Raw genomic sequence first — 25,960 nt, forward strand, 5'->3', positions numbered from 1 at the left:
CAGGATGAGCACCATGACCCCCGCCGAGATCGTCTCGGAACTCGACAAGCACATCATCGGCCAGGCGAACGCGAAGAAGGCCGTGGCCGTCGCGCTGCGCAACCGCTGGCGCCGCCAGCAGGTCGCCGAGCCGCTGCGCCAGGAAATCACGCCGAAGAACATCCTTATGATCGGGCCGACGGGTGTCGGCAAGACCGAAATCGCGCGTCGTCTCGCGAAGCTCGCTGACGCGCCGTTCATCAAGATCGAAGCGACCAAGTTCACCGAAGTGGGCTACGTGGGCCGCGACGTGGACAGCATCGTGCGCGACCTCATCGAAATCTCGGTGAAGCAGACGCGCGAAACGGAAATGCGCAAGGTGCGCAGCAAGGCCACGGATCAGGCCGAAGACCGCATTCTCGACATCCTGCTGCCGACGGCACGCCCGGTAGGTTTCGGTTCGTCCGATGCGGCGAGCCACGCCGAAAGCGGCGACAACACGACGCGCCAGACCTTCCGCAAGCGCCTGCGCGAAGGCCAGCTCGACGACAAGGAAATCGAGCTGGACGTCGAGCAGCCGCAAGTGGGCATGGACATCATGGGGCCGCCGGGCATGGAAGACATGACCGAGCAGATCCGCTCGATGTTCGCCAATCTCGGCGGCGGCAAGAAAACGCGCCGCAAAGTGAAGGTCAAGGAAGCGCTCAAGCTGCTGACCGACGAGGAAGCCGGCAAGATGCTCAACGACGAAGAGGTCAAGCAAAAGGCCGTGCAGAACGTCGAGCAGAACGGCATCGTGTTCCTCGACGAAATCGACAAGATCGCCTCGCGCAACAACGAAGGCAGCGGTGGCGAAGTTTCGCGTCAGGGCGTGCAGCGCGATCTGCTGCCGCTCGTGGAAGGCACGACCATCAACACGAAATACGGGATGGTGAAGACCGATCACATTCTGTTCATCGCGAGCGGCGCGTTCCATCTTTCGAAGCCGAGCGATCTGATTCCCGAACTGCAGGGCCGTTTCCCGATTCGTGTGGAACTCGACTCGCTCTCCGTGAAGGACTTCGAAGCGATTCTGGTCGCGACCGACGCGAGCCTCGTGAAGCAGTATCAGGCGCTCCTCGCCACCGAGGACGTGCAGCTCGATTTCGCCGAAGACGGGATTCGCCGCCTCGCGGAAATCGCCTTCTCCGTGAACGAGAAGACCGAGAACATCGGCGCGCGCCGTCTGTACACGGTGATCGAGAAGCTGCTGGAAGATGTCTCGTTCGCGGCCGGCAATCACGCGGGCAAGAGCGTGACGATCGACGCTGCCTATGTCGACCGCGCGCTCGGCGAAGTGGCGCAGGACGAAGACCTGTCGCGTTACGTGCTCTAAACGTTACGCATGACGCATGAAAAAGGGACTCCGCGGGGTCCCTTTTCTTTTACCGTTCCGGACTGTGCTTACTGGCGCACCGGGCGCTTCGCGAGCTTGCGCTGCAGCGTGCGGCGGTGCATGTTGAGCGCGCGCGCCGTGGCCGAGATGTTGCCGTTGTGCTCGGCCAGCACGCGCTGGATGTGCTCCCATTCGAGGCGCGCGACCGAGAGCGGCGCCGGGTGCTCGATGGCCTCTTCGGCCTGCACGGCGCTCGCATCGCTTTGGAGTGCCGAGAGAATCATCTCGACGTTGGCGGGCTTGGCCAGATAGTTGTCCGCGCCGTCCTTCACGGCCTGCACCGCTGTGGCGATGCTTGCGTAGCCCGTGAGCACGAGCATGCGTGCGTCCGGCTGCAGTTCGCGCAGCGGCGCGATGAGTGACAGGCCCGAGTCGTTGCCGAGATGCAGGTCCACGGTGATCTGCGAGAACTTCTGCTGATTGGCGAAGCGAATCGCCTCTTCCGCATTGTGTGCCTGCTTCACCTCGAAGCCGCGCCGCGTGAGGCCGCGCGTGAGGATGTCGGAGAACACTTCGTCGTCGTCGATGACCAGAAAACTCATATCGCTCATGCCTGATTCTCCGTGTTGTTACGCGGCGTCGGACCGGGTCGGCCCCTCGCCTGATCCAATCTCCGAACTCGCGGGCGCTGCGCCTTCGCGCGCCGCCGCGGGGTTCGCCTGACCCGCCTTGACCTGCTTCGCCGGCAAGCGCAGCACCGCACGGGTGCCGCGTGGACGGCGCGTGCGCGTGCCGCTGCCGGTTACGGCGCCGGTCGACGTCTCGTCATCCGCGCCGCTCACTTCGCCCGACGCGCTGCCGGGCGGCGTGACGTCGTTGAGTTCGATCGAGCCGCCAAGCCGCGCCGCCGACGAAAACGCCAGATACAGCCCGACGCCGTGACCGCCCTGGGTGCTGTCCACGGGCGCGGCGCCCAGCGAGGCGCGCAGCGAGGACGGAATGCCGGGCCCGGCATCGCAAACTTCGAAATCGATGTAGCCAGCCCGCGCGGCCGCATAGGCGCGCAGCGTCACGAAATCGCGGCTGGCGCGCGCGGCGTTGTCGAGCAGGATGGTGAGGATCTGGCCAACGGCGACGGTGTCGTCGAGGGCGAAGTCGTTCAGTCCATTGTCGAGGAGTTCGAACTTCACGTGCGGATGGCGCAGGCGCCATTGCTCGACGAACGGCCCGAGCCATTCGCTCACGAGCTGGCGCGCGCCGGTGGATGAGGCGCGGCTTCTGAGTCGTGCGAGCGCCGAGGTGCAAAGCGAGATCTGCTTGTCGAGCAGTTCGAGGTCGGGGGCATACGGTTCGAGGCCCTTGTCCGTGCGCGCGACGTCGCGCAGCTCCTCGGTGAGCATGGCGATGGTCGAGAGCGGCGTGCCGATCTCGTGCGCCACGGTGGCGGCCTGCACGCCCAGCGCCACGGCACGCTCGTCGCGCAACAGGCGCTGCTGCGCGTCGCCGAGCGCGGTGTCGCGCTGGCGCAGCGCACGCGACATGCGCGCGACGAACCACACGATCAGGCACACGCTCACCATGAAGTTCACCCACATGCCCGCGCGATAGTAGTCGAACAGGTTGGCGGGATTGTCGAGATTGAGCGGCACGTTATCGAAGCCGAGCAGCACGTAGCAGGCCACTGCGAAGGCCGCGAGCCAGGCGGTGAGATACCACGGCAAGACGGCGGCCGCGATGGCGAGCGAGGGCAGGTAGAGCGAGACGAACGGATTGGTCGTGCCGCCGGAGAGAAAGAGCAGCGCGGAAAGCGCGCCGAGATCGACCCAGAGCTGGCCGAACAGTTCGAGATTCGATTCGGGACGATCCTGCGTGACGCGCAGCCAGGTCACGCCGTTGAACGCCACTTCCATGGCGATCACGAACAGCATGGCGGGCAACGGCAACTGCACGCCGATGAAGAGTTGCACGAACGCGATCGTGCAGAGCTGGCCGATGATGGCGAGACTGCGCAGCCAGAACAGATGGCTGAGATTGACGCGAGCACTGACGGTTATGCGATGCATGCTGTCAGTTTACCGGTTAAGACTTATCTGATTCATCATCTTGAAAGGGTTTGCTTCAATCCATGTCATCCGCCGACCACTTTTGCTTCGGCGCTTTCTGACAAGCAAGACGGAACAATGCAAGCCTCGCCCCCTGACGTACTCCACGCTGTGCGCAATCTCTTTCTCGATTTCATCGACGCTGCCACCGCCAGTGGGACCGACGAGGCGACCGATGCGTCCGCACACGAATTGCTGGCCGCCACGCGCGCCGAGCTGCGCGGCCTGGACGACGACACGCTCGTCCTCATCGCCGCTCGCGCACAGGATAGCGCGCTGGCGCAAGAAGCCATACGCCTGAGCGCCGCGCTTGCCCGGCTCGCACCGGAGCGGGCCGCCGCGTGGTTCGCAGCGGGCCTCGCGCTGCAGTTTGCAAACCGTCACGCCGAAGCGATAGAACCTTACCGCCACGCGCTGGGAATCGCGCGTACGTTTCCAAATCTGCGCAACAATCTTGCAACAGCTTTGATGCAGATCAATTTTGGAGACCGCGAGATTCTGCAGCTGCTCGAAGAAACGGTCGCCGAAGAGCCCGACAACGTCAACGCCTGGATCAACCTGGCGCGCGTTTTCCCAACCGATACCGACGCGGCGCGATCACTCCACGCCAGCCGCCGCGCGCTCGAACTCGCGCCGCAAAGCCCACTCGCTCTGAACAACCATGCGATGGCCTGCAAGGAAACGCAGCAGTGGGACGAGGTCGAACGCGCCGCGCGCGCCGCCTGCCAGTATGCGCCCAACGACGCATCGCTACGTTCGAACCTGTCGATGATCCAGCTTCTGCGCGGCAACTATGCCGAAGGCTGGCCCGGACACGAGCTGCGCTGGCAGGGCTCCAGTGAACTGGCCATGGGCCGCCCGGTGTTCCCGAAGCCCGAGTGGCGAGGCGAGCCGCTCGCGGGCCGCACATTGCTGGTGTGGGGCGAACAGGGCATGGGCGACCTGCTGCAATTCTGCCGCTACGTGCCCATGCTCGCCGCACGCGTGCATCGCGAAGGCGGCCGGCTCGTCTGGAATACGTTTCCGCAGATGGGCGCGCTGCTCGCGCGCAGCCTGGGCCGCCATTGCGACCTGTACTGCGCGGGCGGCCCCGTCGAAAACCTGCCGCCCTACGATTGCGAAGTCTCGCTGTTGAGCCTGCCGCTGATATTCGGTACTGAAGAAGCGACTGTCCCGGGCCCCACCGGTTATCTCAAGGCCGATCCCGAGGCGGCGGCGCGCTGGCGCGAGCGCCTGGCGGTCGAACAGCGTCTGAAGGTCGGGCTCGCGTGGACGGGCAGCCTCACGCACAAGCGCAATCCGTTTCGTCGCATCGGACTCGAGCGGTATGCCCGGCATTTCGGCGGCATCGAGGGCGTGGCGTTCTATTCGCTGCAGCCCGGCGCGGAACAGGACATCGCCGCGGCGCACGAAGCGGGCTTCGAGGTGACCGACTTCAGCGCCCAGTGGAAGACCTTCGACGATACCGCCGCGTTCGTCGACGCGCTCGACCTGGTGATTTCCGTGTGCACGTCGAGCGCACACCTTGCGGGCGCGCTCGGCAAGCGCGCCTGGGTGCTGCTGGACGTGAATCCGCATTGGGTCTGGCTGCTGGATCGACGCGACAGTCCGTGGTATCCGAATACCCGGCTGTACCGTCAGCAGGCGTTCAGACAGTGGGAACCGGTGCTCGACGAAGTGAGCGCCGATCTCGCGGCGCTCGCGCACGCTGCGCAACGCAGCACGCCCTTCACGGCATAGCGCTCCAGCCCTTCGGCGCGTCGCTCGCTGCCGGCGCCGCCGCCGCCGCGAGGCATTGGGGGCAGAGGCAGCGCCCGCGCGGGTCCAGTTCGCTCGCGGGCAAGGCGGGCAGCGACTTGCACCAGCAATCGAACGGTTCGGTGTTCCTGCCGCAATCGAAGCTGTTGCCGCAGCGTGGGCAGCGGGCGCTTTTCATGCCGGTGGCGGGCACGGCGGAGGCGGTCATGGCGCGCACTCCTCTCGAAGCCATGGGTTGGCGACAGGAAGATGATGCCACAGCCCGCGCGCGCGTCTTGCACCTCGCTTTTTACGCCCGCCTTTCCCAGCCGATTTCGCCCCGTTTTGCGGCGCGCCGATGCGCTCGCGCCCGTGTTGCGCATGTGCCTCGCGAAGCGTCCGGTGCCCGTCGTTTTCCCCGCCGTTTTCCCTGCTGCACCGCGCCAGTCCTGTACAATCCGCCCTGTTTCGACCGTTTTGCGGCCGCGTTCTTCGTCCGCGGATCTTCGTCCGCGAGTTTCGTCTGTTTTTCGTCCAAGTCTCCGCCGCCATGTCCGAGCCCATCGACCTTTCGCAGATCGCCCCCACCCTGAAAGCCGAAATTCTGGCCGAAGCGCTGCCTTACATTCGCCAGTATCACGGCAAGACCGTCGTCATCAAGTACGGCGGCAACGCCATGACCGAAGAGCGGCTCAAGCAGGGCTTCGCGCGCGACGTCATCCTGCTCAAGCTCGTGGGCATCAATCCGGTCATCGTGCACGGCGGCGGCCCGCAAATCGATACGGCGCTCAAGAAGATCGGCAAGCAAGGCACGTTCATCCAGGGCATGCGCGTGACCGACGAAGAAACCATGGAAGTCGTCGAGTGGGTGCTCGGCGGCGAGGTGCAGCAGGACATCGTCACGCTGATCAACCACTTCGGCGGCCACGCGGTCGGCCTGACCGGCAAGGACGGCGGCCTGATCCACGCGCGCAAGCTGATGATGCCGGACCGCGACAAACCCGGTCAGTACATCGACATCGGCCAGGTGGGCGAAGTCGAGGCCATCAACCCGGCGGTCGTGAAGGCGCTCCAGGACGACGCGTTCATTCCGGTGATCTCGCCGATCGGCTTCGGCGAAGACGGCCTCTCGTACAACATCAACGCGGACCTCGTGGCGGGCAAGCTCGCCGTCGTGCTCAACGCCGAAAAGCTCGTGATGATGACGAACATCCCGGGCGTGATGGACAAGGCGGGCAATCTGCTCACCGACCTCTCGGCGCGCGAGATCGACGCGCTCTTCGAAGACGGCACGATCTCGGGCGGCATGCTGCCGAAGATCTCGTCGGCGCTCGACGCAGCCAAGAGCGGCGTGCGCTCGGTGCACATCATCGACGGCCGCATCGAGCACTCCGTGCTGCTGGAAATCCTGACCGAACAGCCGTTCGGCACGATGATCCGCTCGCACTAAGCGCCTTCCTCCCAGCGGCGGCGCCGTGCCGCCGCCGCGTCTCACGTCCGCGATGACCGACTCCAGCCTTCATGCCAGGCGTGCCCGGCGCCGGCCGCGCCGCGTCGCCCGCAAAGTGGGCACTCCCGTCTGGCTCTTCGACCTCGACAACACGCTGCACAATGCGTCGCGCGCAATCTTCCCGGCCATCAACGCCGGCATGACGCAGTACATCATCGACGCGCTCGGCGTGAGCCGCGACGAAGCCAATCACCTGCGCACGAGCTACACGCGCCGCTACGGCGCGACGCTGCTCGGCCTCACGCGCCATCATCCGATCGACCCGCACGACTTTCTCAAGGTCGTGCACACCTTCGACGACCTGCACGGCATGCTGCACGCCGAGCGCGGCCTCGCCCGCACGCTCGCCGCGCTGCCCGGGCGCAAGATCGTGCTCACCAACGGCCCCGAGGACTACGCGCACGCGGTGCTCGCGGCGCTCGGCATCGAGGGGCTGTTCGAGCGCGTGATCGCCATCGAAGGCATGCGCTCGCGCAGCTACTGGCGCGCCAAGCCCGATTGCGCGATGCTGCGCGGCACGCTGCGCCGGGCCGGCGTGGCGCTCGCCGATGCGATCCTGATCGAAGACACGCGCAGCCATCTCAAGCGCTACCGGCGCCTCGGCATCCGCACCGTCTGGATCACCGGGCATTTGCCGGCGCATCTGCCGGGCACCGGCAGACCACACTATGTCGATCGTCGCATTCGTTCGCTAAAATCCCTGAAACCAGGCCTGCAGTCGGGACGCTCGAAGTAAAACGGGGGAGCGCCAACCCAGAGGCCAACGCCAGGGACGATATCCATGCAGCCGACACAAACGCGTGAAGCAGTCGAAGCAGCAGATTCGCCGGGCGCGGCCCGCCGCGCCCCCCGCCCGAAACCGGGCGAACGCCGTATCCATATTCTCCAGACGCTCGCCACCATGCTCGAGGCGCCGCGCGGCGAGAAGATCACCACCGCGGCGCTGGCCGCGCGCCTGGGCGTTTCCGAGGCCGCGCTGTATCGCCATTTCGCGAGCAAGGCCCAGATGTACGAGGGCCTCATCGATTTCATCGAGCAGACGCTCTTCGGCCTCATCAACCAGATCGTCGAAAAAGAGCCGAGCGGCGTCCTGCAGGCGCGTGCGATCGCCCTCATGCTCGTGAACTTTTCCACACGCAACACCGGCATGACCCGCGTACTGACCTGCGAAGCCCTCGTGGGCGAGCATGAGCGCCTCGCCGAGCGCGTGAACCAGATGCTCGATCGCGTCGAGGCGTCGCTGCGCCAGTGCCTGCGCGTAGACCTCGCCCAGGAAGCCGAGCGCAAGGCAATTTCGGGGTCTGACCATGTCAACGCGAAGCCGGCCGCCAAGGGATACGATCCAACGGTCCGGGCGAATCTGGTCGTGCGCTATGTGATGGGTTGCTGGCATCGCTACGCGCAAAGCGGCTTCACGCGTTCACCGAGCGAGCACGCCGACGAGCAGATCCGCATCATTCTTCAATAGCGCGGCCGCGGCGGCGTTGTTCCGTGGCGGTGGCTCGCGTCGCTAACAGGAAGGAGAACCGTCGCATGAACCGTCCCGTTCCTCCCCTCGGCCTGCCGCCCATCCTGATGGGCCTCTCCGCCCACTGGGGCTGGCTCATTGCGCGAGGCATTGCCGCCATCGTGTTCGGCGTGCTCGCCTTCTCGCTGCCCGGCCTCACCGTGCTCACGCTCGCCATCGTCTGGGGCGCCTACGCCCTCGTCGACGGCGCGTTCGCGCTCATCTACGGGGCGCGCGGCGGCGGCACGCGGCGCTGGACCTACATCGTCATCGGTCTGATCGGCGTGATCGCGGGCCTCGTGGCGTTCTTCTGGCCCGGCGAGACCGCCATCGTCCTCGTCATGATCATCGGCGTCTGGGCGTTCTTCACGGGCATCTTCGAGATCGTCTACGCGATCCAGTACCGGCACGCCATCGCGCATCCGTGGGCGGTCGGGATTTCGGGGCTGCTCTCGGCCACGGTGGGCTTTTTCTTCGCGATGTTCCCAGGTGCTGGCGCGCTCTCGCTGATCTGGGTGATCGCCGCCTATGCGGTCCTCTACGGCCTCCTGATGATCATCGCGGCCTTGCAGCTGCGGCGCTGGCGCAACGCGAATCCGTCCGCACCCGGCAAGTGATAAGGCTTCGCGGCCTCGCGCGGTGCGCGGGCACGTGAAGGGACGGTGCAAAAGCGCGGGGGCGGCAGCGCGCCGCCCGGGCCGCCTTTCCCGTGCGCCGCGTCGCTTTGCACTTTTTCCGATATACTCTGCGTTCCTTTTGCAATACCCACGCGCCGATTTGCTGACTCGATTGCGGGCGCGTGAACTCTCAAGGCCTGGGGCCCGGGAGTTCGATATAAATGCGGCTAAAGAGGTCGTCAGCTGCGCCAACCCTTTCGCACTCCGCGCCCGCCGACACCGTTTAGCCGCCCGAAAAACCAAGGCGGAACGAATGGAATCGATCGGCATCGTCGCTCCTCAAACACTGCATTTCGACGAGCCTCTGCAACTGCAGAACGGCACGGCGCTGGCCGGGTACGACCTCGTGGTCGAAACCTACGGCACGCTCAACGCCGCGCGCAGCAACGCGGTGCTCGTCTGTCACGCGCTCAATGCGTCGCACCACGTGGCGGGCGTCTACGCGGACGACCCCAAGAACGTGGGGTGGTGGGACAACATGGTCGGCCCGGGCAAGCCGCTCGACACCAACCGCTTCTTCGTGATCGGCGTGAACAATCTCGGCTCGTGCTTCGGCTCGACCGGCCCCATGAGCCTCGACGCGGCCACCGGCCAGCCCTATGGCGCGAAGTTTCCGGTCGTGACCGTCGAGGACTGGGTGGACGCCCAGGCGCGCGTGGCCGATCGCTTCGGCATCGAGAAGTTCGCCGCGGTGATGGGCGGCAGCCTTGGCGGCATGCAAGCGCTTGCATGGAGCCTGCGCTATCCGGATCGTCTCGGCCACTGCATCGTGGTCGCCTCCACGCCCAAGCTCTCGGCGCAGAACATCGCGTTCAACGAAGTCGCGCGCTCGGCCATCCTCTCGGACCCCGACTTCCATGGCGGCGACTACTACGCCCACCACGTGAAGCCGCGCCGCGGCCTGCGCGTGGCGCGCATGATCGGCCACATCACCTATCTGTCCGACGACGACATGGCCGAGAAATTCGGCCGGGCGCTGCGCCGCGCGGAAGGCGCGGAGAACGCCTACAACTTCAACTTCGACGTGGAATTCGAAGTGGAGTCATACCTGCGCTATCAAGGCGACAAGTTCGCCGACTACTTCGACGCCAACACCTACCTGCTGATCACGCGCGCGCTCGATTACTTCGATCCCGCGAAGGCGTATGACGGCGACCTCACGCGCGCGCTCGCGCACACGAAGGCGAAATACCTCGTGGCGAGCTTTGCGACCGACTGGCGTTTCGCGCCCGCACGCTCGCGCGAACTCGTGAAGGCGCTGCTCGATCACAAGCGCCAGGTGACCTACGCGGAAATCGACGCGCCGCATGGCCACGACGCCTTCCTGCTCGACGACGCGCGCTATCACAATGTGGTGCGCGCTTACTACGAACGTATTGCTGCTGAGGTGGGCGCATGAACCAGAGCGCTTTCGACAGTCTTTCCGCCCGTCCCGACTTTCGCACCATCGCGCGCTGGATCGAACCGCGCGCGAAGGTGCTCGACCTCGGCTGCGGCGACGGCTCGCTGCTCTCGCTGCTCACCGAGGAACTGGAGTGCACGGGCTACGGCATCGAGATCAACGACGCGGGCGTGCTCGCTTCGGTGAAGAACGGCATCAACGTGATCCAGCAGAATCTGGAAGACGGCCTGCGCCTGTTCGAGGACGCGAGCTTCGACTTCGCGATCCTCTCGCAAACGCTGCAGACCATTCACCAGACGGCCGCCATCCTGCGCGAGACGGCGCGCGTGGGCAAGGAGTGCATCGTCTCGTTCCCGAACTTCGGCTACTGGCCGCACCGGCTTTCGGTCATGCGCGGACGCATGCCGGTTTCGAAATCGCTGCCCTACCAGTGGCATAACACGCCGAACGTGCGTGTTCTCACGGTGAAGGACTTCGAGGCGCTCGCGCCCGAGGTGGGCATCGAAATTCTCGACCGCGCCGTGCTCCATGGGGGTCAGACCGTTCGTTGGGGTGTGAACTGGCGTGGTAGTCTTGCGGTCTATCGCGTGAGAAAAAAATGACGCCGTGCGCGGCGTCGCGTGTTTTTCTGCCCGACCAGTTCACCTGGAACCGCACCCAACACCGCCGCCGCTAACGACGACATGCAGAATCCGCCCCACGAGGCACCCGCTCTTACCGCTCACGAATCCCACCCCGGCTGGCGTGCGTATCTGAATACGCACATGCTGATCTGCGTGTTCCTCGGCTTTACCTCCGGGCTGCCGCTCTTCACGCTCGTCTATCTGGTGCAGGCGTGGCTGCGCTCGGAGGGCGTCAATCTCAAAGAGATCGGCCTCTTCGCGCTGATCCAGTTCCCCTACACCTGGAAGTTCGTCTGGGCGCCGCTCATGGACCGCTACGTGCCGCGTCTGCCCGGCTGGCGCCCGGGGCGGCGGCGCGGCTGGATGCTCGTCACGCAGATTCTCGTGGCGCTCGCCATCGGCACGCTCGGCTACGTTTCGCCGAAAGATTCGATCTGGACGGTTGCCGCGCTCACCGCGCTGGTGGCGTTCTTCGGCGCGAGCCAGGACATCTCCATCGACGCCTACCGGCGCGAACTGCTCACTGATACGCAGCAGGGCCTCGGCAACGCCGTGCACGTGAATGCCTACAAGATCGCGGCACTCGTGCCGGGCTCGCTCGCGCTGATCCTCTCCGATCATCTGCCGTGGAGCACCGTATTCGTCGTGACGGCGGCGTTCATGATTCCCGGCATGATCATGACGCTCGTCGTGAAAGAGCCCGAAGTGCACGGCGCGCCGCCGAAGAACCTGCGCGAAGCGATCGTGCAGCCGTTCGCCGAATTCGTGCGCCGCGACGGTCTCGCCGCGGCACTCTTTGTGCTCGCGTTTATCTTCCTCTACAAACTCGGCGATACGATGGCGACGACCCTGTCCACATCGTTCTTCCTCGACATCGGCTATTCGCGCACGGAGATCGGCGTGATCGCCAAGATGACGGCGTTCGGCGCGAGCCTCGCGGGCGGCATTATCGGCGGCGTGGCGCTCGTGAAGATCGGCATTGGGCGCGGGCTGTGGATCTTCGGCTTCCTGCAAATGATTTCTACTCTGGGTTTCGCGTGGCTCGCGCAGCTCGGCGCAGGCTCGCCCTCGCTCGCCGCCATCTACGATGCCGTGCTCGCCGTGAGCCACGCGGTTTCGTGGGCCGCAGGTCTCTTCGGCGCCACCGTGCAGTTCACGCTCGATCCGCGCGCCGTTGCGCTCGCGCTCGTGTACGGCTTCGAGACCTTCGCAACGGGACTCACGCTCGCTGCGTTCACTGCCTATATTGCAAGCACGACCGATCCGCGTTACACCGCCACGCAGTTCGCACTCTTCACGAGCCTCGCCTCCGTGCCGCGCACGCTGGCCTCCGCCGCGAGCGGCTACGTGGTGGCGAAGATCGGCTGGTTCGACTATTTCATCGTCTGCACGGTGCTCGCGGTACCGGGTATGCTCCTGCTCATTCGTATTGCCCCGTGGAGAGTCCGGTCGTGAGCACGCATGAGACCGTCGCGCAAAGCCCGCGTGCGCTGCAGCGCAGCGGCGCGCGCGCGCGTGCGCTCGTGCTGGCGCTCGCCACCGCCTGGCCGGCGCTTGGCGCATGGAATGCGTGGGCTGCCGAGAACCCCGCCGCGACGAACGCCCCCGCCGCCGTGCCAGGCAATCCTGCACTGCCGCCAGCCGGCAATGGCGCGACCAACCCGGCGAATAACACGAACGGCGCAGCAAACATCGGCGCAAACGCGAGCGCTACGCCGGGCAGCGTCGCCCCCGGCGCGCCGAACACGGGCCGCGTGGTGCGCTTCGGCAACGCCGCCGTGTACCGCAATCTGATTCCCTCGCCGATGCTCGAAGCGCAGGCCACGGCCGAGTTCAACGAGATCGTGCGCGGCGCGGCCCATTCGAACCGCCTCTATGCCGAAAGCGATCCGCACGTGCAGCGCGTGCGGGCGTTCGTCGACCGGCTCGCGCCTTACTCGCTGAAGTGGGGCGATCGCGTCAAGAACTGGAAGTGGGAAGTGGCGGTGATCCGCTCGAACGACATCCGCATGTACGCGCTGCCGGGCGGCAAGATCGTCGTGTATGGCGGCCTGCTCGATCGCGTGAAGCTCAACGACAACGAGTTCGGCATGCTGCTTGGCCACGAGATCGCGCATGCAGTGCGCGAGCACGTGCGCGAGCGCCTGGGCGAACAACAGGCCGCGCAGATCGAATCGGGCTCTGTGCCGCAGCTATTCGGGCTCGCGGACCTCGGCGTGTTTCCGCTCGGTATCGGCTCGCAACTCGTGGAAATGCACTACGGCCGCGCCGACGAAACCGAAGCCGACGTGATCGGCAGCGATATCGCCTCGCGCGCGGGATTCGATCCGCGCGCGGCGCTCACGCTGTGGGACAAGCTCGCGGTGGCGACGCGCGCCGACCGCGACCAGGGATTCATCTACGTGCATCCGTACACGCCGGCGCGACGCGCCGATATCGCCAAGCGCCTCGCCGACATGATGCCGCTCTACGCAAAGGCCATGGGCAAGCCGCTCGCCGAGTTGCCCGACTACGAGGGCATCCCGGCCGTGCAAAAGCGCAAGGTGGTCTCGGCGCCCTGAAAGCGGTTTCACAGCGCGCCGCGGTGAGCGTCAGCTCTTGACCTTGTGGTCGTAGTCGATGGTCAGCGGCGCGTGGTCGCTGAACTTGATGTCCTTGAAGATCGAGGTCTTTTTCGCCTTCTGCGCAATGCCGGGCGTCGCGATCTGATAGTCGATACGCCACCCCACGTTCTTCGCATACGCCTGGCCGCGGTTGCTCCACCACGTGTATTGCTCGGGGCGCGGGTCGAGCGTGCGGAACACGTCCACGTAGCCCACGTCGTCGAAGAGGCTCGTGAGCCATGCGCGCTCTTCGGGCAGGCAGCCGGAGTTCTTCTGGTTGCCCTTCCAGTTCTTGATGTCGATTTCCTTGTGGACGATGTTCACGTCGCCGCACAGGATCACTTCGCGCTCACGCTTGAGTTCCGCGAGATGCGGCATGAATTCGTCCATGAAGCGGTACTTCGCGGCCTGCCGTTCGTCGCCGCTCGAGCCCGAAGGCACGTACACGGAGATCACCGAAAGCTTGCCGAAGCGCGTTTCCACATAGCGCCCTTCCGGGTCGAACTCCTCGCTGCCAAAGCCGATGATCACCTCGTCGGGCTCGTGGCGCGAATAGACGCCCGCGCCGCTATAGCCCTTCTTGACCGCATGCTGGAAGTAGCCCGTGAAGTCGTGCGGGGCGAGGAATTCCGGGGTCATGTCGTCCTGCGAGCACTTGATTTCCTGCACGCAGAGCACGTCGGCCTTCTGTTCGCCGAACCATTCGAAAAAGCCTTTCTTCGCCGCCGAGCGGATGCCGTTCAGATTCGCGGTGATCACACGCAACATGTCTTCTTTCCTCTTGATTGTGCGTTGCCTCGCACGGCGCGCCGAAGCGGAACTGCGCCGCGCCGCGCGAGGGAATACGGTCGGTTTCAGTCGATCCTGAGACCCTTGAGTTCGGCCTTGGCCGGCGGAAATTCGAGTTTCAGACTGTCCATCAGGCGCAGCAGCAGTTCGGCCACCATGAGGTTGCGATGCGACTTCGAGTTCGCGGGAATCACGTACCACGGCGCGTACTCCGTGGAGGTAGCCGCTAGCGCGTCGTGGTACGCGGCCTGATAGGCGTCCCAATGCCTGCGCGCTTCGAGATCGGAGACGTCGAATTTCCAGTGCTTGGTGGGGTCGTCGATGCGCGCCTGGATGCGACTGCGCTGCTCGTCCTTCGAGATGTGCAGCATGCACTTGATGATCGACGTGCCGCTCTCGGCGAGCAGCGCCTCGAAATGGCGAATCTGCCGGTAGCGGCGCTCGCACTCGGCCGAATCGATCTGGCCAATCACGCGCGGCACGAGCACGTCTTCGTAGTGGCTGCGGTTGAAGATCGCCAGCTCGCCGGCCGCGGGCACTTGCAGGTGCACGCGCCAGAGAAAGTCGCGCGCGGCTTCGATGGGCGTCGGCGCGCGAAACGGCACGATGCGCAGGCCGAGCGGATCGACCTCGTGAAACACGCCACGGATCGTGCCGTCCTTGCCGCTCGTGTCCATGCCCTGCAACACGAGCAGCACGCGCTGATGGCGCTGCGAATGCAGACGCTCCTGCAATATGTCGAGCTGGTTGCCGATCTCGGCGAGCCGGTCGCGGTCACCGTCCTTGCTGCCGGTCGAGAACGGTTTCGCGGCGGGGTCGAGCGCGTTGAGCGAGAACGTCTCCGCCTTCTTGTCGCTGAAGTACGGCACGCGGTAACTGTCGAGACTCGGGATGTGGGACATGCGTTGTTCTCCTCTCTCTCGTGAATTTGACGGCGCCAGCGCCGCAGCCCGCCTGAAGCGGCAAGGCGGCGCCGCGCTGCTACGCACGACGCCGCCTCGCTAGCATGCCCGAATCAGGGCGGCACGCTACTCAAACCCGCCCAAACTCAGCCCAGCTTCTTCTTCAGCAGCTCGTTGACCTGCTGCGGGTTCGCCTTGCCCTTGGTGGCCTTCATCGCCTGGCCGATCAGCGCGTTGAACGCCTTTTCCTTGCCGGCGCGGAATTCTTCCACCGACTTCTGGTTCGCGGCGAGCACCTCGTCGATGATCGCTTCGAGCGCGCCGGTGTCCGAGATCTGCTTGAGGCCCTTCGCTTCGATGATGCGATCGGCAGCGGCTTCGTCGGCAGCCTTCTCGTCCCACATCGCCTGGAACACTTCCTTGGCGATCTTGTTCGAGATCGTGCCGTCGGCGATGCGCGCGAGCAGCACGGCGAACTGCGCGGCCGAGACCGGCGAAGCGGCGATGTCGAGGCCTTCGCGGTTGAGCTGCGACGAGACTTCGCCCATCAACCAGTTGGCGGCGGCCTTGGCCTGCGCCGCGCCCGCCTTCGCCACCACGGCTTCGAAGTAAGCCGCCATTGCCTTGCTCGACGTGAGCACGTTCGCGTCATACGGCGTCACGCCGTACTGCTCGACAAAGCGCGTTTGCATCGTCGCGGGCAGCTCGGGCAGCTCGCCCTTCACGCGCTCGACCCACGCGGCATCGATCACGAGCGGCATGAGGTCGGGGTCGGGGAAATAGCGGTAATCGTGCGCGTCTTCCTTGCTGCGCATCGAACGCGTCTCGCGCTTGTCGGGGTCGTAGAGGCGCGTTTCCTGCACCACGGTGCCGCCGTCTTCGATCAGCTCGATCTGGCGGCGCACTTCGTACTGGATCGCCTCTTCGAGGAAGCGGAACGAGTTCAGGTTCTTGATCTCGGCGCGCGTGCCGAATTCCTTCTGGCCGACCGGACGCACGGAGACGTTCGCGTCGCAGCGGAACGAGCCTTCCTGCATGTTGCCGTCGCAAATGCCGAGCCACACGACGAGCGTGTGCAGCGACTTCGCGTACGCAACCGCTTCGGCGGCGCTGCGCATTTCGGGTTCCGTGACGATTTCGAGCAGCGGCGTGCCGGCGCGGTTCAGGTCGATGCCCGTCATGCCCGCGAAGTCTTCGTGCAGCGACTTGCCCGCGTCTTCTTCGAGGTGCGCGCGCGTGAGATTGACGGTCTTCTCGTACGCTTCCTTGCCAGCCTTTTCGTTGGCCGGAACCTGGATCGTGATACTCCCGCCCTGCACGACCGGAATCTCGTACTGGCTGATCTGATAGCCCTTCGGCAGGTCCGGATAGAAGTAGTTCTTGCGCGCGAAAATGCTGCGCGGCGCAATCGTCGCGTTGATCGCGAGGCCGAACTGGATCGCGCGCTCCACGGCGCCGCGGTTCATCACCGGCAGCACGCCCGGCAGCGCGAGATCGACGGGGCAGGCCTGCGAGTTGGGCGCGGCGCCGAACTGCGTCGATGCGCCCGAGAAGATCTTCGACGCCGTCGACAATTGCGCGTGCGTCTCCAGACCGATCACCACTTCCCACTGTGTTGCCATGTTCATACCCCTGCCGGCGCCTTGCGATGCCAGTCGGTCGCGCGCTGGAAGGCGTCGGCGACCTGCAGCATGCGGGCCTCGTTGAAATAGTTGCCGACGATCTGCAGACCGACGGGTCGCTGCGCGTTCGCACCCGCGCCGAAGCCGCACGGCACGCTCATGCCGGGCAGGCCCGCGAGGCTCGTGGAAAGCGTGTAGATGTCCGCGAGGTACATCTGCAGCGGATCGTCGCCCTTTGCGCCCAGGTCCCATGCCACGCTCGGCGCGACCGGTCCCATGATGACGTCGCACTGTTTGAACGCTTCCTGGAAGTCTTGCGCAATGATGCGGCGAATCTTCTGCGCCTGCAGGTAGTACGCATCGTAGTAGCCGTGCGAGAGCACGTAGGTGCCCACCAGAATGCGGCGCTTCACCTCGGGGCCGAAGCCCTCGGCACGCGACTTTTTGTACATGTCGAGCAGATCGCGGTATTCGGCGGCGCGGTGGCCGAAGCGCACGCCGTCGAAGCGCGAGAGGTTCGACGAGGCTTCCGCCGGGGCGATCACGTAGTACACGGGAATCGACAGCTCGGTTTTCGGCAGCGTGACTTCCACGAGCGTGGCGCCGAGCGACTCGTACGTCTTGAGCGCGGCGTCGATGGCGGCGCGCACGTCGTCGGCGAGACCCGCGCCGAAGTATTCCTTCGGCAGGCCGATGCGCAGGCCCGCGAGCGGCTTGTCGGCGCTGGCGTCCTGGCTCCAAGTCTGGCCGACGAAGCGCGTGTAGTCCTCGTGCTCGTGCGTGAGGCTCGTCGAGTCGCGCTCGTCGAAGCCGCCCATGGCGTTCAGGAGCAGCGCGCAATCGCCGGCGCTGTGCGCGAACGGGCCGCCCTGGTCGAGCGACGAGGCGAACGCGATCATGCCGTAGCGCGAGACGCGGCCGTAGGTGGGCTTGATGCCCGTCACGCCCGTGAACGACGCCGGCTGGCGAATCGAGCCGCCGGTATCGGTGCCGGTCGCGGCGGGCGCAAGGCGCGCGGCGACGGCCGCGGCGGACCCGCCCGACGAGCCGCCCGGCACGGCCTTCGTGTCCCACGGGTTCTTCACGGCGCCGAAATGCGAGTTCTCGTTGGACGAGCCCATCGCGAATTCGTCCATGTTGGTCTTGCCGAGGCAGACCATGCCCGCGCGCTCGAGCCGCTCGACCACGGTCGCGTCGAACGGGCTCACGTAGTTTGCAAGCATCTTCGAGCCGGCGGTCGAGCGCCAGCCGCGCGTGACGAACACGTCCTTGTGCGCGAGCGGAATGCCCGCGAGCGGGCCCGCGTGGCCCGAGTGCAGGAGCGCGTCGGCGGCCTTCGCCTGGGCGAGCGTCAATTCGGGATTGACGTCGACGAAGGCGTTCAGGTCTTGATGCGCTTCAATCCGGCCCAGAAAGTGCTGGGCCAGCTCGACTGCGGAGCACTCCTTCGCAGCCAGCGCGGCGCGCAGTTCGGTCAAGCTTTTGTCATGCATTGCGTGATTCCTGGAAGAACGTCACGGCGTGGTCGAAATCCGATCGTTGCGCCGTCCGGGAGCCGCTCGACCGACGTTGGCAAACGTGTGGGCCGCTACCCGGAAAACCCCGGAAAATTCGGGAGTCCGTGCCGTTTCGAACTGTTCCGACGACTCGAAAGATTTCGAAATGGCGAAAAAATGCTGCGCGCTTACTCAATCACGCGCGGTACGAGGTAAAGTCCGTCCTGCACCGCGGGCGCGGGACGCTGCAGCGCTTCGCGGTCCACGATTTCGGTCACGGCGTCCTCGCGCAGACGCAGCGCGACGTCCTCGATCTGCTCGATCGGGTGGGCGAGCGGGGCGATGCCGGTCGTGTCCACGGCCTGCATCTGCTCGACGAGGCCGAAGAAGTCGTTCAGGCGTTCGAGCGTATTGCCGGCTTCGGCGTCGGCCAGTTCGAGGCGCGCAAGATGCGCGATGCGCTTCACATCGTTCAGGGTCAGGGCCATGCGGTCACCGGAAAAAGGGGCTGCGGCAGTGCGGAAATCGGTGCTGCAACAGCGGTTTATCGCGCCGGATCCGGCTCGGGAGGAAAGCTTCGATGAGGTCAAAAACTGCCTTCCGGATCCTGCAAAACAGGCAAAATTATAAGGTATCATTACGCGTTCGACCCAAACCCGGACCGCCTTGCATCCGCCTTTCAGGTCTGTACGCAACTCAATGCGGCCAGACAAGATCAAACGGGCGGCGCAGCCAGGCTGCCTCCGGTAACTATCCCCGCAGTCTCAGGCCCCTCGTGGCGCCCCTTGCGACGCCCTCCGCCGTGATTTCGGAGTGCTCTCGTGGTGGAGCATATCGCCCTGAGGCTGTGAATTTTTCCGCTGCCGCCCTCGCCCACCAAGCTGGAAGGACGGCCACAAGCGAGACAGGATTTTTGAATGTTCGGTTTTCTGCGTAGCTACTTCTCCAACGACCTGGCGATCGACCTCGGCACCGCCAACACCCTGATCTACATGCGCGGCAAGGGCATCGTCCTCGACGAACCCTCGGTCGTCTCCATTCGCCAGGAAGGCGGCCCGAACGGCAAGAAAACGATTCAGGCAGTCGGCAAGGAAGCCAAGCAGATGCTCGGCAAGGTCCCGGGCAACATCGAAGCCATCCGCCCGATGAAGGACGGCGTGATCGCCGACTTCACCGTCACCGAGCAGATGATCAAGCAGTTCATCAAGACGGCGCACGAGTCGCGCATGTTCTCGCCGTCGCCGCGCATCATCATCTGCGTGCCGTGCGGTTCGACCCAGGTCGAGCGCCGCGCGATCAAGGAAGCCGCGCACGGCGCGGGCGCCTCGCAGGTGTACCTCATCGAAGAGCCGATGGCCGCCGCGATCGGCGCGGGCCTGCCGGTTTCGGAAGCCACGGGCTCGATGGTCGTCGACATCGGCGGCGGCACGACCGAAGTGGGCGTGATCTCGCTCGGCGGCATCGTCTACAAGGGCTCGGTGCGCGTGGGCGGCGACAAGTTCGACGAAGCGATCGTCAACTACATCCGCCGCAACTACGGCATGCTGATCGGCGAACAAACCGCCGAAGCCATCAAGAAGGAAATCGGTTCGGCCTTCCCGGGTTCCGAAGTCAAGGAAATGGAAGTGAAGGGCCGCAACCTGTCGGAAGGCATTCCGCGCAGCTTCACCATTTCGAGCAACGAAATTCTCGAAGCGCTCACCGACCCGCTGAACCAGATCGTCTCGTCGGTGAAGATCGCGCTCGAACAAACGCCGCCGGAACTGGGGGCCGACATCGCCGAACGCGGCATGATGCTCACGGGCGGCGGCGCGCTGCTGCGCGACCTGGACCGCCTGCTCGCCGAAGAAACCGGTCTGCCGGTGCTCGTGGCCGAAGACCCGCTCACCTGCGTGGTGCGCGGCTCGGGCATGGCGCTCGAGCGCATGGACAAGCTTGGCAGCATCTTCTCGTACGAGTAAGCGCGCCGCGCACCGCTGCGCTCGCCCGCGGCGCGGTTTCGGCGTCGTCGCGCCACTGATGGCGTGGCGGCGCGCGCGCCGTTACGGCGCCCGCAACGGGACGTCCTGCGGGGCGCCGAAGATTCACACTTCGTTGTGCCCTCCGTTACACCCTCTGTTTCACCGAACCGCACACGCCCCCGGCGCCGACCATGGAATACAGTCCGCCGCCCCTCTTTAAACAGGGCCCATCGGCACTCGCACGGCTGATTTTCTTCGTCGTGCTGTCGCTCGCGCTCCTCGTCTCCGACGCGCGTTTCAAGACGCTCGAGATCGTGCGCGGCGTGCTCGGCGCGGGTCTCTACCCGCTGCAACGCGCGGCCCTCGTGCCGCGTGACTTCTTTATGGGCGCCGCCGATCTGGCCGTGACGAGTTCCACGCTGCGCACCGAAAACACCCAGCTGCACGTGCGCAATCTCCAGCTTTCGCAGCAGGCCAACGCGGCCGCTTCGCTCGCCGCCGAAAACGCGCACCTGCGCGCGCTTTTGCAGCTCTCGCAGCGCATCGGCGCGCAAACCACGCCTGCTGAGATCCAGTACGACACGCGCGACCCGTTCACGCAAAAGGTCGTGATCGGCGGCGGCTCGCAGCAGGGCGTGCAGAACGGCTCGCCGGTATTGAGCGAAGACGGCGTGATCGGCCAGGTCACACGCGTGTTCCCCATGCAGTCCGAAGTCACGCTCGTCACCGACAAGGACCAGGCCGTGCCGGTCGAAGTCGTGCGCACGGGTCTGCGCAGTGTGATCTATGGCACGGCGAAGGGCGACCTGCTCGATCTGCGCTTCGTGCCGATCAGCGCCGATCTGCAAGTGGGCGACGAACTCGTGACGAGCGGACTCGACGGCATCTATCCGCAAGGGCTGCCGGTCGCGAAGGTATTGCGCGTGGACAAGCAGGCCGATACCGCGTTCGCACGCGTGGTCTGCCTGCCGCTCGCCGCCGTTCGTGGGGCGCGCCAGGTGCTCGTGCTGCACTATGTGCCGCAGGTGCCGCCCAACCCGATCGCCGCCGAGGAAGCCGCAGCGGCCGCCGAGGCGAAGGACGCGAAGAAGAAGGCCGCCAAGGCCGCGGACAAAAAGGCTGACAAGAAGGCCGATGACGCGAAGGCGAAGCCCGCCGCCGCCGCATCGGGCGCGGCCCCGGCGCAGCAGGCCAAGCCGGCAGCGAACGCCGCCGCAGCAGACACGAAGCCGGCGGAGAAAAGGCGGCCCAAGGAAAGCCTGCGCGAAGAGGCAGCGAAGGCCGTCGAGAAAGGGGGCCATTGATGCCGCGTCCGCAATACATTCTGCAGCCGGTCAATCCGTACTTCATCGTTTTCAGCCTCGCGGCGGCGTTCCTGCTGAACCTGCTGCCCTGGGGCAAGCTGCCCGGCGTGCCCGACTTCGTCGCGCTCGTGCTGCTGTTCTGGAACATTCACCAGCCGCGCAAAGTCGGCATGGGCGTCGCGTTCTTCCTCGGGCTCCTCATGGACGTCCACAACGCGAATCTGCTCGGCGAGCACGCGCTCGCGTACACGTTGCTTTCCTATGGCGCGATCACCATTCACCGCCGCGTGCTGTGGATGTCGATCGGCCTGCAGATGTTCGCCGCCACGCCCATGCTGGTCGGCGCGCAGGTCGTGCCGTTCGTGATCCGCCTGCTGATGGGCGCTTCGTTTCCTGGCTGGGGTTATCTCATCAGCGGCTTCGTCGAGGCGATCCTCTGGCCGATCGCGAGCGTGCTGCTGCTCCTGCCGCAGCGCCGCCCCGTCGATCCCGACGACACCCGGCCCATTTGAGCGGCCCGCCGCCCGCCGCTGGAAGACTCGCTTGACTACCTCTTACGCACCCCGGGCCGCCGTTCCTCGCGATTGGAACCGCGGCGCCTGGGTCTGACAGCATGACCGAATTCAAGGACACCCAGCAGCAGCTCACGAAGTTCCGCCTGCGCGTCGCGGCGGCGGGGCTGTTCGTGTTCGTCTGCTTCGGGCTGATCGCGTTCCGCTTCCTCTATCTGCAGGTCTGGAACCACAGCAAGTATTCGCTGCAGGCCGACGAAAACCGCATTTCCGTCGCGCCGATCGTGCCGAACCGCGGCATCATCACCGACCGCAACGGCGTCGTGCTCGCGAAGAACTACTCGGCGTACACGCTCGAAATCACGCCCTCGAAGCTCGCCGACACGCTCGACAACACGATCGACGAGCTCTCGACCGTGATTCCGATCGATGCGCGCGACCGCCGCCGCTTCAAGAAGCTGCTCGAAGACTCGAAGAACTTCGAGAGCCTGCCGATCCGCACGCGCCTCACCGACGACGAAGTCGCGCGCTTCACCGCCCAGCGCTTCCGCTTCCCCGGCGTGGAAGTGCGCGCGCGCCTGTTCCGCCAATATCCGCTCGGGCCCACGGCCGCGCACGTGATCGGCTATATCGGCCGGATTTCGCAGCGCGACCAGGAGCGCATCGACGACCTCTCCGACAAGAACGACAGCGATCCCGAGCACTACGATCCGCGTCTGGACGCGAACAACTACAACGGCACCGACTACATCGGCAAGATCGGCGTCGAGCAAAGCTACGAAACCGAGCTGCACGGCCTGACCGGCTTCGAGGAAGTGGAAGTGACGGCGGGCGGGCGCCCCGTGCGCACGCTCTCGCGCACCCAGGCCACGCCCGGCAACAACCTCGTGCTGTCGATCGACATCGGTCTGCAGCAGGTGGCCGAGCAGGCCTTCGCGGGCAAGCGCGGCGCGCTCGTGGCCATCGAGCCGTCCACGGGCGACATTCTCGCGTTCGTCTCGGCACCGAGCTTCGACCCGAACTCGTTCGTGGACGGCATCGACCAGCAGACCTGGGACGAGCTCAACAACTCGCCCGATCACCCGCTCCTGAACCGTCCGCTGCACGGCACCTACCCGCCGGGCTCGACCTACAAGCCGTTCATGGCGCTCGCCGCGCTCACGCTGCACAAGCGCACGCCGCAGTGGGGCTTCTCCGACCCCGGCTACTACATGTTCGGCGGCCACCGCTTCAACAACGACGTGCGCTCGGGCCAGGGCTGGATCGACATGAACCGCGCGATCATGGTGTCGAACGACACCTACTTCTTCATGCTCGCGCACGACCTGGGCGTGGACAACATCGCCAACTTCATGAAGCCGCTCGGCTTCGGCCAGCTCACCGGCATCGACATCGCGGGCGAGGCTCGCGGCATCCTGCCCTCCACCGAATGGAAGCGCAAGGCGTACCGCAAGCCCGAGCAGCAGCGCTGGTACGAGGGCGAGACGATCAGCCTCGGGATCGGCCAGGGCTACAACTCGTTCACGATCCTGCAGCTCGCGCATGCCACGGCCACGCTCGCCGACAACGGCATTCTGATGAAGCCCCACCTCGTGAAGGAGATCGAGAATCCGATCACGAAGCAGGAGCGCCTCACGGTGCCGAGCGAAAGCGGGCGCCTGAACGTGAGCCAGGCCGATATCGACGTCGTCAAGCGCGGCATGGAAAACGTGACGATGAATCCCTCGGGCACGGCCTACCAGGTGTTCCGCAACGCGCCGTACACCTCGGCGGGCAAGACCGGCACGGCGCAGGTCTTCTCGCTGCAGGGCGGCAAGTACAAGGCGCATGCGCTCGCCGAAAATCTGCGCGACCACGCGCTCTTCATCACGTTCGCGCCAGCCGAGAAGCCGCAGATCGCCGTCGCGCTGATCGTCGAAAACGGCGGCTGGGGCGCACAGGCCGCAGGTCCGATCGCTCGCCGCGTGCTGGATTACTGGCTCGTCGACCGGCTCAAGCCCGGCGTCGAGCAGGCGGCCGTGAGCGCGGCGGCTTCGGCCACGGAGGACGCGTCCGCGCCCGTGATCGGCGCGCCGCCTGAGGCGGCATCGGCGGCTTCAGCGGCCGCGGGGGCCTCGGGCGTTGCCCCGGCCACACCGGCCGTACCGGCCGCACAGCCGGTGCGGGTCGCAGCCGGCTTCACGCCGCTGCCGATTCCCGGCGCGGCATCTGCGGCTGCGGCTGCTTCGGCTGCTGCTGCGGCGGCTTCGGAAGCCTCGGGCGCGGCCGCTGCTGCGCCTGCCTCCGCTGCGCCTGCGGCCCCCGGCGCGGCGGCGCGGGCTACGCCCGCAAGCAGCGCCGCCGGCAAGACTCGCCAGCCACGCCAGAACGTTAGCCCCGATGCGCCCGCCACAACCGACGCCGTGAACGGCGGCACCGGCGGCACGAACGGCACGGCGGACACGGGTGCCGCCCGCCCCGCGCCCGCCTCCGTGCCCCGCCACTTCGGCCCTGGCCCCCATCGCCCGCACCGCCCCGCCAGCGCGAGCGACGCGGCTACGCTCGCACCGCCGCCCAAGCCCGCAACGGGCGGCATCGACGAGTAAGGAACCACCATGCCTTTCCTTCAGTTCGACAAGATCGACAAGCGCGCGGTGCTCGACACGCTGCGCAAGATGTTCCTCGGCTTCGACCGACCGCTCGCGCTCACCGTGTTCCTGCTGCTGTGCGTGGGCATCGTCACGCTGTACAGCGCGAGCCTCGACGTGCCGGGCCGCGTGGAAGACCAGCTGCGCAACATCATGCTCACCTTCGTGCTGATGTGGGCGCTCGCCAATGTGCCGCCCAACACGCTCATGCGCTTCGCGGTGCCGATCTATACGTTCGGCATCGCGCTGCTCATCGCCGTGGCGCTATTCGGCCTCACGCGCAAGGGCGCAAAGCGCTGGATCAACGTCGGCGTCGTGATTCAGCCCTCGGAAATCCTCAAGATCGCCACGCCGCTCATGCTCGCCTGGTACTACCAGCGCCGCGAAGGCGTGATGCGCTGGTATGACTTCGTCGTCGGCTTCGTGATTCTGCTCGTGCCGGTGGGGCTCATCGCCAAGCAGCCGGACCTGGGCACCGCCGTGCTCGTGTTCGCGTCGGGCCTCTTCGTCATCTATTTCGCGGGGCTCTCGTTCAAGCTGATCGTGCCGGTGCTGATCGCAGGCGTGATCGCGGTGGCCTCGATCGCGGCGTTCCAGGACAAGATCTGCCAGCCGCAGGTGAACTGGCCGCTCATGCACGACTACCAGAAGCACCGCATCTGCACGCTGCTCGACCCGACCTCCGATCCGCTCGGCAAGGGCTTCCACACCATCCAGGCCGTGATCGCGATCGGCTCGGGCGGCCCGCTCGGCAAGGGCTGGTTGAAGGGCACACAGTCGCACCTGGAGTTCATCCCCGAAAAGCACACCGACTTCATCTTCGCGGTGTTCTCCGAAGAGTTCGGCCTCGCGGGCGGCCTCGTGCTGCTCACGCTCTACATGTGTCTGATCGCGCGCGGGCTCTATATCGCCGCGAACGGCTCGACGCTCTTTGGGCGATTACTGGCCGGCTCGCTCACGATGGCGTTCTTTACCTATGCGTTCGTCAACATCGGCATGGTGAGCGGCATCCTGCCCGTGGTGGGCGTGCCGCTGCCGTTCATGAGTTATGGCGGCACGGCGCTCACCACGCTCGGCGTGGCGATCGGGCTCATCATGAGCGTGGGACGCCAGAAGCGGTTGATGCAGAGTTGAAGGCGCGGCAGACAGCTATGGCCGCCCGATCGCAGAAATCGAAGCAACCAAAAAAAACGCGCCGACATTGAACGGCGCGTTTTCGTTTCGCGGTCGCT

General features: G+C 65.7%; 23 protein-coding genes. 15 read left to right on the forward strand and 8 right to left on the reverse strand.

Going from position 1 to position 25,960, the window contains the following annotated elements; genetic code table 11:
* The first annotated feature begins 4 nt into the window (after positions 1-4).
* Positions 5-1,354, forward strand: a complete 1,350-nt coding sequence (gene hslU, locus AB3X98_RS26515) for an ATP-dependent protease ATPase subunit HslU (RefSeq protein WP_069264664.1) — start codon at positions 5-7, stop codon at positions 1,352-1,354.
* 68 nt (positions 1,355-1,422) lie between these two features.
* Here the strand turns inward: hslU and AB3X98_RS26520 are convergent, their stop codons facing one another.
* Positions 1,423-1,965: a response regulator transcription factor gene (locus AB3X98_RS26520; protein ID WP_069264661.1), complete on the reverse strand. Its 543-nt coding sequence runs from the start codon at positions 1,963-1,965 to the stop codon at positions 1,423-1,425.
* Between the two features lie 18 nt (positions 1,966-1,983).
* Positions 1,984-3,417: an ATP-binding protein gene (locus AB3X98_RS26525; RefSeq protein ID WP_368603777.1), complete on the reverse strand. Its 1,434-nt coding sequence runs from the start codon at positions 3,415-3,417 to the stop codon at positions 1,984-1,986.
* Between the two features lie 117 nt (positions 3,418-3,534).
* On the opposite strand from AB3X98_RS26525, the gene AB3X98_RS26530 reads away from it, so the two are divergent.
* Positions 3,535-5,196 carry a hypothetical protein gene (locus AB3X98_RS26530; protein WP_368603776.1) on the forward strand — a complete coding sequence of 554 codons (1,662 nt, stop codon included), beginning with the start codon at positions 3,535-3,537 and terminating at the stop codon, positions 5,194-5,196.
* Here AB3X98_RS26530 and AB3X98_RS26535 read toward each other — a convergent pair.
* A complete protein-coding gene (locus tag AB3X98_RS26535; protein WP_368603775.1) occupies positions 5,186-5,422 on the reverse strand; it encodes a cysteine-rich CWC family protein in 237 nt (78 codons plus the stop codon). The two genes, AB3X98_RS26530 and AB3X98_RS26535, sit on opposite strands and share 11 nt — an antisense overlap.
* Positions 5,423-5,743: 321 nt before the next feature.
* On the opposite strand from AB3X98_RS26535, the gene argB reads away from it, so the two are divergent.
* The 8 genes from argB to AB3X98_RS26575 all read left to right on the forward strand — a co-directional run bounded on the left by argB (position 5,744) and on the right by AB3X98_RS26575 (position 13,473).
* Positions 5,744-6,643, forward strand: a complete 900-nt coding sequence (gene argB / locus AB3X98_RS26540) for an acetylglutamate kinase (RefSeq protein WP_069264651.1) — start codon at positions 5,744-5,746, stop codon at positions 6,641-6,643.
* A gap of 52 nt (positions 6,644-6,695) precedes the next feature.
* Positions 6,696-7,439, forward strand: a complete 744-nt coding sequence (locus tag AB3X98_RS26545; RefSeq protein WP_069264776.1) for a pyrimidine 5'-nucleotidase — start codon at positions 6,696-6,698, stop codon at positions 7,437-7,439.
* A 45-nt stretch (positions 7,440-7,484) separates the two neighbouring features.
* Complete coding sequence (gene slmA / locus AB3X98_RS26550) at positions 7,485-8,171, forward strand: nucleoid occlusion factor SlmA (RefSeq protein ID WP_368603774.1); 687 nt, start codon at positions 7,485-7,487, stop codon at positions 8,169-8,171.
* 65 nt (positions 8,172-8,236) lie between these two features.
* Positions 8,237-8,827, forward strand: coding sequence for an HdeD family acid-resistance protein (locus AB3X98_RS26555; RefSeq protein ID WP_069264647.1), 591 nt, complete (start codon positions 8,237-8,239; stop codon positions 8,825-8,827).
* Positions 8,828-9,140: 313 nt separating this feature from the next.
* The gene (locus tag AB3X98_RS26560) at positions 9,141-10,286 is read left to right on the forward strand and encodes a homoserine O-acetyltransferase (protein ID WP_069264645.1); all 1,146 of its coding nucleotides are present in this window, start codon (positions 9,141-9,143) and stop codon (positions 10,284-10,286) included.
* Positions 10,283-10,891, forward strand: coding sequence for a methionine biosynthesis protein MetW (gene metW, locus AB3X98_RS26565; RefSeq protein WP_069264642.1), 609 nt, complete (start codon positions 10,283-10,285; stop codon positions 10,889-10,891). The genes AB3X98_RS26560 and metW overlap by 4 nt, the downstream gene beginning before the upstream one ends.
* 81 nt (positions 10,892-10,972) lie before the next feature.
* On the forward strand, positions 10,973-12,367 hold the full coding sequence (locus AB3X98_RS26570; RefSeq protein WP_342949117.1) for an AmpG family muropeptide MFS transporter: 1,395 nt from the start codon (positions 10,973-10,975) through the stop codon (positions 12,365-12,367).
* On the forward strand, positions 12,364-13,473 hold the full coding sequence (locus tag AB3X98_RS26575; RefSeq protein WP_256094708.1) for a M48 family metallopeptidase: 1,110 nt from the start codon (positions 12,364-12,366) through the stop codon (positions 13,471-13,473). The genes AB3X98_RS26570 and AB3X98_RS26575 overlap by 4 nt, the downstream gene beginning before the upstream one ends.
* 30 nt (positions 13,474-13,503) lie before the next feature.
* Here AB3X98_RS26575 and AB3X98_RS26580 read toward each other — a convergent pair whose 3' ends face one another.
* The 5 genes from AB3X98_RS26580 to gatC all read right to left on the reverse strand — a co-directional run bounded on the left by AB3X98_RS26580 (position 13,504) and on the right by gatC (position 18,812).
* A complete protein-coding gene (locus tag AB3X98_RS26580) occupies positions 13,504-14,283 on the reverse strand; it encodes an exodeoxyribonuclease III (RefSeq protein WP_368603773.1) in 780 nt (259 codons plus the stop codon).
* A gap of 86 nt (positions 14,284-14,369) precedes the next feature.
* On the reverse strand, positions 14,370-15,206 hold the full coding sequence (locus AB3X98_RS26585; protein WP_069264629.1) for a PPK2 family polyphosphate kinase: 837 nt from the start codon (positions 15,204-15,206) through the stop codon (positions 14,370-14,372).
* A gap of 146 nt (positions 15,207-15,352) precedes the next feature.
* The gene (gatB, locus tag AB3X98_RS26590) at positions 15,353-16,828 is read right to left on the reverse strand and encodes an Asp-tRNA(Asn)/Glu-tRNA(Gln) amidotransferase subunit GatB (RefSeq protein ID WP_368603812.1); all 1,476 of its coding nucleotides are present in this window, start codon (positions 16,826-16,828) and stop codon (positions 15,353-15,355) included.
* 2 nt (positions 16,829-16,830) lie between these two features.
* A complete protein-coding gene (gatA, locus tag AB3X98_RS26595; protein ID WP_368603772.1) occupies positions 16,831-18,321 on the reverse strand; it encodes an Asp-tRNA(Asn)/Glu-tRNA(Gln) amidotransferase subunit GatA in 1,491 nt (496 codons plus the stop codon).
* A gap of 191 nt (positions 18,322-18,512) precedes the next feature.
* Positions 18,513-18,812, reverse strand: a complete 300-nt coding sequence (gene gatC, locus AB3X98_RS26600; RefSeq protein WP_028203206.1) for an Asp-tRNA(Asn)/Glu-tRNA(Gln) amidotransferase subunit GatC — start codon at positions 18,810-18,812, stop codon at positions 18,513-18,515.
* Between the two features lie 429 nt (positions 18,813-19,241).
* On the opposite strand from gatC, the gene AB3X98_RS26605 reads away from it, so the two are divergent.
* From AB3X98_RS26605 to rodA, 5 genes are all read left to right on the forward strand, one after another.
* A complete protein-coding gene (locus AB3X98_RS26605; RefSeq protein WP_004189550.1) occupies positions 19,242-20,285 on the forward strand; it encodes a rod shape-determining protein in 1,044 nt (347 codons plus the stop codon).
* 191 nt (positions 20,286-20,476) lie between these two features.
* Complete coding sequence (gene mreC, locus AB3X98_RS26610; RefSeq protein WP_368603771.1) at positions 20,477-21,589, forward strand: rod shape-determining protein MreC; 1,113 nt, start codon at positions 20,477-20,479, stop codon at positions 21,587-21,589.
* Positions 21,589-22,101 carry a rod shape-determining protein MreD gene (gene mreD, locus AB3X98_RS26615; RefSeq protein ID WP_368603770.1) on the forward strand — a complete coding sequence of 171 codons (513 nt, stop codon included), beginning with the start codon at positions 21,589-21,591 and terminating at the stop codon, positions 22,099-22,101. The genes mreC and mreD overlap by 1 nt, the downstream gene beginning before the upstream one ends.
* A 101-nt stretch (positions 22,102-22,202) precedes the next feature.
* Positions 22,203-24,686 carry a penicillin-binding protein 2 gene (gene mrdA / locus AB3X98_RS26620; protein ID WP_368603769.1) on the forward strand — a complete coding sequence of 828 codons (2,484 nt, stop codon included), beginning with the start codon at positions 22,203-22,205 and terminating at the stop codon, positions 24,684-24,686.
* Positions 24,687-24,695: 9 nt separating this feature from the next.
* The gene (gene rodA / locus AB3X98_RS26625) at positions 24,696-25,862 is read left to right on the forward strand and encodes a rod shape-determining protein RodA (protein WP_133183262.1); all 1,167 of its coding nucleotides are present in this window, start codon (positions 24,696-24,698) and stop codon (positions 25,860-25,862) included.
* The last annotated feature ends 98 nt before the right edge of the window (positions 25,863-25,960 follow it).

The organism is Paraburkholderia sp. BR14312 (assembly GCF_040948675.1).
Lineage (GTDB): Bacteria > Pseudomonadota > Gammaproteobacteria > Burkholderiales > Burkholderiaceae > Paraburkholderia > Paraburkholderia nodosa_A.